Raw genomic sequence first — 4,922 nt, forward strand, 5'->3', positions numbered from 1 at the left:
CGGCCGTTTCGTACGCTGCGTTCATCGGGCTCTCGTCCCTAGCGTCGATGGTGCCAACCAGATCGCCACTGTCCGAAGACGAGAGCCCGATGAACGCAGCGTACGAAACGGCCGCGGCGGCTGACCCCTTTGCCCGCGTGTTTTCTTCCCTCACTTCCCTGGCCACCCGCCTCTCCAGCCCCGAAGCACTCACCGCGACGCATGAACAGGCTGAGGCCGACGTCGAAGCGGGCTCTCGGGAGCTGGGCCGACTGCTCCTGCAGGCCCATCTCGAGTGGCGGGCCCGCCACGAGGCAGACCACCTGTTGGCCCTCGATCCGCAGGAGCGGGCTGCGCTCGCCGGCGGCCGGAGCCGGCTGGAGAAGGGCCACCGGCGGCAACTGGCCACCGTGCTGGGACCGGTGACCGTGACCCGATGCGCCCTGCGCGGCCCGGGCATGACCAACCTCTACCCCGCCGACGCCATGCTGGGCCTGCCCCACGGGCGGCACAGTCTGGGACTGCGCCAGCTCGCGGTCCTCGAAGCGGCCCGCGGTTCCTACGACACCGCGCTGGAAGCGATCGACCGCAGCTGCGGGGGCCGGGTGGCGGGCAAACGCCAGGTGGAGGATCTGGTGCGGGCCGCGGCCGTGGACGTCGCCGCGTTCTATACGGCCCGCACTCCCCACCCGGCCCCGGCCCAGACGCTGCTGGTGATCAGCGTCGACCAGAAGGGAATCGTGATGCGCCCGGGCCACCTGCGCGAGGCCACCGCGAAGGCCGCCGCCAAAGCCCGACACACCTTCCGCACGCGGCTGTCGAGTGGGGAGAAGTCCTGCCGCAAAAGGATGGCCACCCTCGCCGTCGTCCACGACGCCGAGCCCGCAGGCCGCCGCCCGCACGACATCATCGCCCCGCCCGGCGGCCGCACCGGAGTCCGCACCGTCCGCAAAGGCCCCACAGCGCGGGCGAAATGGCTCACCGCCTCCGTCCGCGAGGACGCCGAAACCGTCATCGCCGCCGCGTTCGACCAGGCCGAGGCCCGCGACCCCGAACACCACCGGAACTGGGTCGTACTGATTGACGGCGCCACCCACCAGCGGGAGCTGATCCAGGCCGAGGCCGCCCGCCGCAATGTCACGGTCCACGTCGTCCTCGACATCGTTCACGTGATCGAGAAGTTGTGAGCAGCCGCCCGCTGTTTCCACACCGCCACCGATCCCGCCACCGAGGACTGGGTCGGTACGAAGGCCGCCCGGATCCTGGCCGGCGACGCCCCCGGCGCCGCCCACGACATCCGCGCCGAAGCCGACCGCCGTCACCTCACCGACGACCAGCGCACCGCCGCCGACAAAGCGTGCCGTTACCTCGAGAACAACGCCGACTTCGTCCACTACGACCAAGCCCTGGCAGCGGGCTGGCCGATCGCCAGCGGCGCCGTCGAAGGAGCAGCACGCCACTTGATCGCCGACAGACTCGACATCACCGGCAGCAGGTGGACCGTCCCCGGCGCCGAAGCCGTTCTCACCCTCCGCACTGTCATCAGCAACGGCGACTTCCCCGACTACTGGATCTTCCACGCGCAGAAGGAGCACGAACGACTCCATCCCCTAACCGACCAGCACATCTACGCACTTCAAGCCTGACTCGGGATCTCACTCAGACAGAGCCGCACCCATCGCTGAAAGGGGGCTGCCGCGGTTGTGTGTCCATCGGCAGCAGTGCGTCGGCCACCAGGCGCGGCAGGGACGGCCGGTTTGTTAGACGGCAGCATCCGTCATGTGACGCAGTGGGAACGCGCCAGGGGCTCGCGGAGTCTCGCTCGCACGGCCTATCCCGTGATGCGGTTCCTGCTTGGTCCGAGTGACGCTGGCTGGGACGGCAAACGTTGGAGGCGCCGTGGCATCCCTGACTCGGATTCCGCTGGAGGGCGGGGGCTGCTTTCTGGTTGAGGCCCCGGCCGCGTACGAGGGGCCGGTGAAGGCCGGTCGGATCGGCGAGGCCGTGCAAGAGTTGCCGGCGACGCTGCAGGAGGCGCTCGAACCGGTCACAGAGGCGGCGCGCGCTGCCCTGGAACAGTTACGCAAGGCCCGTCCCGATGACGTCGTGATCGAGTTCGGCGTGGACCTGTCGGTGGCGGCCGGAGCCGTGATCACGAGAGGCCAGGCGGGCTGTCACCTCAGCGTGACTGTGTCATGGAACGGGCCGGGCTGATCCGATGGACGCCGATCCCATGAACGACTCGGGTCCAGCCGCCCCGGCCCTGCCTGCCAGCGTGGCGCAGGTTCTGTGCGCGGATGAGAGTGTCGCTGGGGCCGCGTTTCTGATAGCTGAGGGACTCCTGGTCACCTGTGCGCACGTGATCCAGGCAGCGGGCGGCGGGCCCGGTGAGACGGTGCGGCTGGACTTCCCGCATTTGCCGGATGCGGGGGCGATCGAGGGTCGGGTTGTGGAGGACGCCTGGCGTGCGCCGGAGGCCGAGGACGTGGCCGTGGTCCGGCTCACTGGCACACGGCCCGGCATGGAATTCCTCGCACTGGGTTCGGCGGAGGGCTGCCGCAGCCACCGGGTCAGGTCGTTCGGTTTCCCGGCCCAAGCACCGCCGGAGGGGCATTTCGGCTTCGGCGTGGCCGGCGACCTGCTGCCCTCCTCGGCAGCGCGGGGCTTGCTGCTGCAGCTCACCGACGCCAACGACCTGACCACCGGCTTCAGCGGAGGCCCGGTCCTGGACGAAGTGACCGGACTTGTCATCGGCATGCTCACCGAGATAACCGCGCCAGACGCCTTTGAGCGGGGCCAGGGTATCGCCTACGTCACCCCGACCCAGGTCCTCCGGGAGAGCGTGCCGCAGCTAGAGGTGCGGGAGGTGTGCCCGTACCGGGGACTGGAGCCGTTCGGGGCGGAGCACACCCGCTGGTTTCAGGGGCGGAAGGAAGCGGAACGACAAGTCCTGGCCAGCTTGGCCCAGCGCCGGCTGACGCTGTTGCTCGGGCCATCGGGTTCAGGGAAGTCGTCGCTGATCCAGGCGGGGGTGCTGCGCGCGCTGGAGCAGGGACGGGTTACGGGGAGCGATCAGTGGCTGCAGGTGCTGGTCCGTCCCGGGCAGAACCTGCTGGCCGAGATCGAAAAGGGCGGTCTGCCCGGGGTGGCAGGCGACGGGATTGCGGCGGTGAGGCAGAGACTGGCAACGGACACCAGTTGCCAACGGGTCCTGCTGGTCGTCGATCAGTTCGAAGAGCTCTTCACTCCGCCTGCCGACAGCCAGCAGCACATCCGCCGTGCTGCCCTAGACGAGATCATAGCCGTGGCCAGCTCCGGAACAAGAGTCAGCGTTATCCTGGTGATGCGGGACGACTTCTATCCTCAGCTGGCTGCTGTGGCCCCCGAGTTGCTGGATGCAGCGATGCCAGGACTGCTCAATGTGCAGGGCAGTCTGAGCCAGGAGAACCTGCACGACATCATCACTTTGCCCGCCCAGGATGTGGGACTCCGCTTTCAGCCTGGACTGCCTGAGCAGATCATCAGCGACGTGCTGGCGATCACTCCCGAAGCCACCGCAACACAGCAGGCGCCGGTCACCGTGCTGCCCTTGTTGGAGCTGACACTCAGCCAGCTGTGGCTTCGATGACAGGATGGATATCTCACCCACGGGGCCTACCGGCGCATCGGCGCGGTAAGCGGAAGCCTGACCACGTGGTGCGACAGCGTCCTGAGTGACCTGTCCTCGAACCAGCGGTCCATTGCTCGGAGGATCCTGGCCTCCCTGGTACGGCCCGCTGATCCGAGCCGGAACGTTCCGGCAGTGCGTGCTCAGGTCCCCCTTGACGAACTACATGACCTCGCCGCCGACGTGGAGGCCGGAACAAGCCGCGGGGAAGCCGTTGACTCCGTCATGGTTTCCCTCACACGCCATCGCATCATCACCACCCATACGCTCCGCGCGCCTCAACTCCCCGAAGGCTCTGCAGGGGAGCCGGTTGCCGAACTGGTTCATGATGCCCTCATCCGTGAATGGGGCACATTGCGCGAGTTGGCCACTGCGTCGGGCAGCGGGTCGAGCCCGGTTGGGGGCAGGAGGCCGCCGGTCCGGCCTCGTCGGCTGCACATCGCCTTGAGGTCGGTGCCGTTCGCGGCCGATGTCGTACAACCAAGCGGCCAGGCTCAGGCGACGGCTTTGAGTGCCTGAGCGTCTTCCAACCTGATGGGTCTGCTGCACGATTGTTCCCAACCAGGCCGCATCCCAGCCATTTCCCCAGGTCAGCCACACATCTGCCGTCAAATGACTGTAGCCGTGCAAGTCGAACGGTTCGTGTCGGAGACAGCAGCGACAGCCATGGCCATCCGCGTGGTCAGCCGCACACGGTCGTGGTCGGCTGTCGACGACAGGGTGAGTCTGCAACCTGGCTCGCCCTGGTACGCGTGTCTCGTGGATCCGCGCCCGATCACGTACAGAGATATGTCGATTCCCCCGGAAGACCCCAGGAAGGCGCCGGGCCTGGCCGACTGTGCGCCACCGGGGGGAGAGACTGTCGTGCCTGATGAGCTGACCGTCCGCCGGATACTCGGGGACCAGCCGTTCGCCGAGATCGGCCGGCCCGTGTGGGCGGTGGCCGACGCGCGTCACGGCTGCGTCATCGCGGCCCTGCCGGGCTACAGCTCATGCTCTTGGCGCGACGAAGAGGGGCAGCTGAAGGCAGTGGGACTGTGGACTTCCGATGGCTCGACCGCTGTCGTCGATGTCTCCGGAGCCGTCCGCCAGTACGGTCCCCAACGGTTGTGGGACACCGTTGAGGACCTGGCCAAAGCCTTCGACGACGAACCGGCCCGCGACGACTTCCGGCTGACCACCACGCCCACGAGGCAGGTGGTGTCCTACGGAGGCGTGGGCGGTCCAAGTTGGGTCCTCCCCACCCATCCGTAGTCCCCCATGGCTGGCCCCGCTC

At 68.1% G+C, this 4,922-nt stretch carries 4 protein-coding genes and 1 pseudogene; all 5 read left to right on the forward strand.

Annotated elements, in window-relative coordinates; genetic code table 11:
* The first annotated feature begins 137 nt into the window (after nt 1-137).
* Nucleotides 138-1,166 carry a hypothetical protein gene (locus tag StrepF001_RS44490; RefSeq protein WP_129803761.1) on the forward strand — a complete coding sequence of 343 codons (1,029 nt, stop codon included), beginning with the start codon at nt 138-140 and terminating at the stop codon, nt 1,164-1,166.
* Between the two features lie 273 nt (nt 1,167-1,439).
* A complete protein-coding gene (locus StrepF001_RS44495) occupies nt 1,440-1,625 on the forward strand; it encodes a hypothetical protein (RefSeq protein ID WP_129803762.1) in 186 nt (61 codons plus the stop codon).
* A gap of 331 nt (nt 1,626-1,956) precedes the next feature.
* A complete protein-coding gene (locus StrepF001_RS44500) occupies nt 1,957-2,193 on the forward strand; it encodes a CU044_2847 family protein (RefSeq protein WP_240798005.1) in 237 nt (78 codons plus the stop codon).
* A 19-nt stretch (nt 2,194-2,212) separates the two neighbouring features.
* A pseudogene (locus StrepF001_RS44505) lies at nt 2,213-4,165 on the forward strand (trypsin-like peptidase domain-containing protein).
* 345 nt (nt 4,166-4,510) lie between these two features.
* Nucleotides 4,511-4,900: a hypothetical protein gene (locus StrepF001_RS44510; RefSeq protein ID WP_129803764.1), complete on the forward strand. Its 390-nt coding sequence runs from the start codon at nt 4,511-4,513 to the stop codon at nt 4,898-4,900.
* Nucleotides 4,901-4,922 lie beyond the last annotated feature (22 nt).

The organism is Streptomyces sp. F001 (assembly GCF_004187715.1).
GTDB classification, from domain to species: Bacteria; Actinomycetota; Actinomycetes; order Streptomycetales; family Streptomycetaceae; genus Streptomyces; species Streptomyces flavusporus.